This is a genomic window from Saliniramus sp. (assembly GCF_035311605.1).
In the GTDB taxonomy this organism is placed as follows: domain Bacteria; phylum Pseudomonadota; class Alphaproteobacteria; order Rhizobiales; family Beijerinckiaceae; genus Saliniramus.
This window is the reverse complement of sequence record NZ_DATGCW010000001.1, coordinates 1-2,143: the sequence shown is the minus strand read 5'-3', so window position 1 is coordinate 2,143 and position 2,143 is coordinate 1. Positions and strand designations below refer to the sequence as shown.

Sequence of the window (2,143 nt, the reverse complement as noted above, 5' to 3'; positions counted from 1 at the left end):
ATCTCCAAGGGCATTTCGGCGGGGCACTCCGAGAACACCTATCGCGGCCTCGTCTCGGCGCATCGCAAGGCGTCGAACTCGCGCAACTTCACCAATTGCGACAGCCTGCTGATCGGCAACAATTGTGGTGCGCATACGGTGCCGTATATCGAGAGCAAGAACGCCTCCGCCGTGTTCGAGCACGAGGCGACCACCTCCAAGATCTCCGAGGACCAGCTGTTCTACTGCATGCAGCGCGGGCTCGACGAGGAGGAAGCGGTGGCGCTAATCGTCAACGGCTTCGTCAAGGACGTGCTGCAGAAGCTCCCGATGGAATTCGCCGTCGAGGCGCAGAAGCTGATCTCGATCTCGCTGGAAGGCTCCGTCGGCTGAAGGCAGCGCCCCAGGGGGCGCGCCACCGACGCATCAACGATCTGAAGGACGGAAAGAACATGTTGGAAATCAAGAACCTCGTTGTCGAAATCGAGGGCAACCGCATCCTCAACGGGCTGGATCTCACCGTGAACAACGGCGAGATCGCCGCGATCATGGGCCCCAACGGCTCGGGCAAGTCGACGCTCTCCTATGTCGTGGCCGGCAAGGAGGAGTATGAGGTGCTCGACGGCGAGATCATTCTCGACGGCCAGAACGTGCTGGAAATGGAGCCCTCCGAGCGCGCCGCTGCCGGCGTCTTCCTGGCTTTCCAGTATCCGCTGGAGATCCCGGGCGTCGCCACGATGACCTTCCTCAAGGCCGCGCTCAACGCCCAGCGCAAGTCTCGCGGTGAGGCCGAGCTGACGACGCCGGACTTCATCAAGCGCGTCAACGCCGCCGCGCAGCAGCTCGAAATCCCCAAGGACATGCTCAAGCGCGCCCTCAATGTCGGCTTTTCCGGCGGTGAGAAGAAGCGCATGGAGATCCTGCAGATGGCGCTGCTCGAGCCGCGCTTCTGCATCCTCGACGAGACCGATTCCGGCCTCGACATTGACGCGCTGCGCATCGCGGCGGAAGGCGTCAACGCCCTGCGTTCGCCGGATCGCTCCTTCCTGGTGATCACCCACTACCAGCGCCTGCTCAACCACATCGTACCCGACAGCGTGCACGTGATGGCGGGCGGCAAGATTGTGAAATCCGGCGGCAAGGAGCTCGCTCTCGAGCTCGAGGCCAACGGCTATGCCGATTACAAGGCTCAGGAGGCCGCGTGATCATGGCTGAAGTCGAGAGGATCAACACGCCCGTCGAGGCAGCCATCGCCGAGCATTTCGCCGGCGTGAAGGCGACGCTGCCCGGCGATGCCGGGGCCCGCGAAACCGCCTTCGCCCGCTTCACCGAGGCCGGGCTGCCGCATCGGCGCGTCGAGGAATGGAAATATACCGATCTGCGCAACCTGATGCGCGAAGCCGCAGCGCTGGCGCCAGCTCTGTCGGGCGATGCGGCCAGGGCTGCGCTCGAAGCCTCGCCCTGGTTCGCCGGGGTGAATGCGGCGCGTATCGCCATCGCCAACGGCCATGTTGTGGCGAGCGCTTCGGATCTCGCGGACCTGCCCGAGGGCGTGAGTGTGGAGACGCTGTCGCAGGCGCTGGCTGACGGCCACGGCGATCTGGCGCATCTCGGCGCGATCCCCGAGGCCGGCGACAACATCGCCGTGGCACTCAACAGCGCCTTCATGAGCGATGGCGTGGTGATCCGCGTCAAGGCCGGCACGAAGGTGTCGATGCCGTTGCATCTGCGTTTCGTTGTCACCGGCGACAGCGCCGTGGCGACGGCGACGCGCAGTCTCGTCGTGGTCGAGAAGGGCGCCTCCGTGACGCTGCTGGAAAGCCATGACAGCGCGGACGGGCTGGCACATCAGCCCAACAACATGGTCGAGATGGTGGTCGAGGACGAGGCGCAGGTCGCGCATTTCCGCATCGACGGCCATGGCACCGGCGCGCAAGCGCTCTCGACGCTGACGGCGCATCTGGGCGGGCATGTGGCGTTTGATACGCTCAACATCGTCGCCCGCCCGGGCCTCGTGCGGCATCAGGTCTACATGACCTTCGCCGGTGAGCATACGAAGGGCGGTGTGCGCGGCGCGACGATGCTGACCGGCAAGCAGCATGCCGATACGACGCTTTTCGTGAACCATGTGGCGCCGCATTGCGAGAGCCGCGAATTGTTCAAG

The 2,143-nt window shown here is 64.7% G+C and carries 3 protein-coding genes; all 3 read left to right on the top strand.

Annotation, left to right across the window (positions count from 1 at the left end; translation table 11 throughout):
• A partial coding sequence (locus VKP01_RS00015) for a SufD family Fe-S cluster assembly protein (protein WP_324409595.1) occupies positions 1–372 on the top strand: 372 nt, incomplete at its 5' end.
• Positions 373–431: 59 nt separating this feature from the next.
• Positions 432–1,184: a Fe-S cluster assembly ATPase SufC gene (gene sufC, locus VKP01_RS00010; protein ID WP_324409594.1), complete on the top strand. Its 753-nt coding sequence runs from the start codon at positions 432–434 to the stop codon at positions 1,182–1,184.
• A gap of 2 nt (positions 1,185–1,186) precedes the next feature.
• The coding region (locus VKP01_RS00005; RefSeq protein WP_324409593.1) for a SufB/SufD family protein at positions 1,187–2,143 on the top strand (957 nt) is incomplete at its 3' end.

Excerpts from the sequence above, each read along its gene's own strand:
- sufC (WP_324409594.1), top strand. The coding sequence starts at position 432 with ATGTTGGAAATCAAGAACCTCGTTGTCGAAATCGAGGGCAACCGCATC.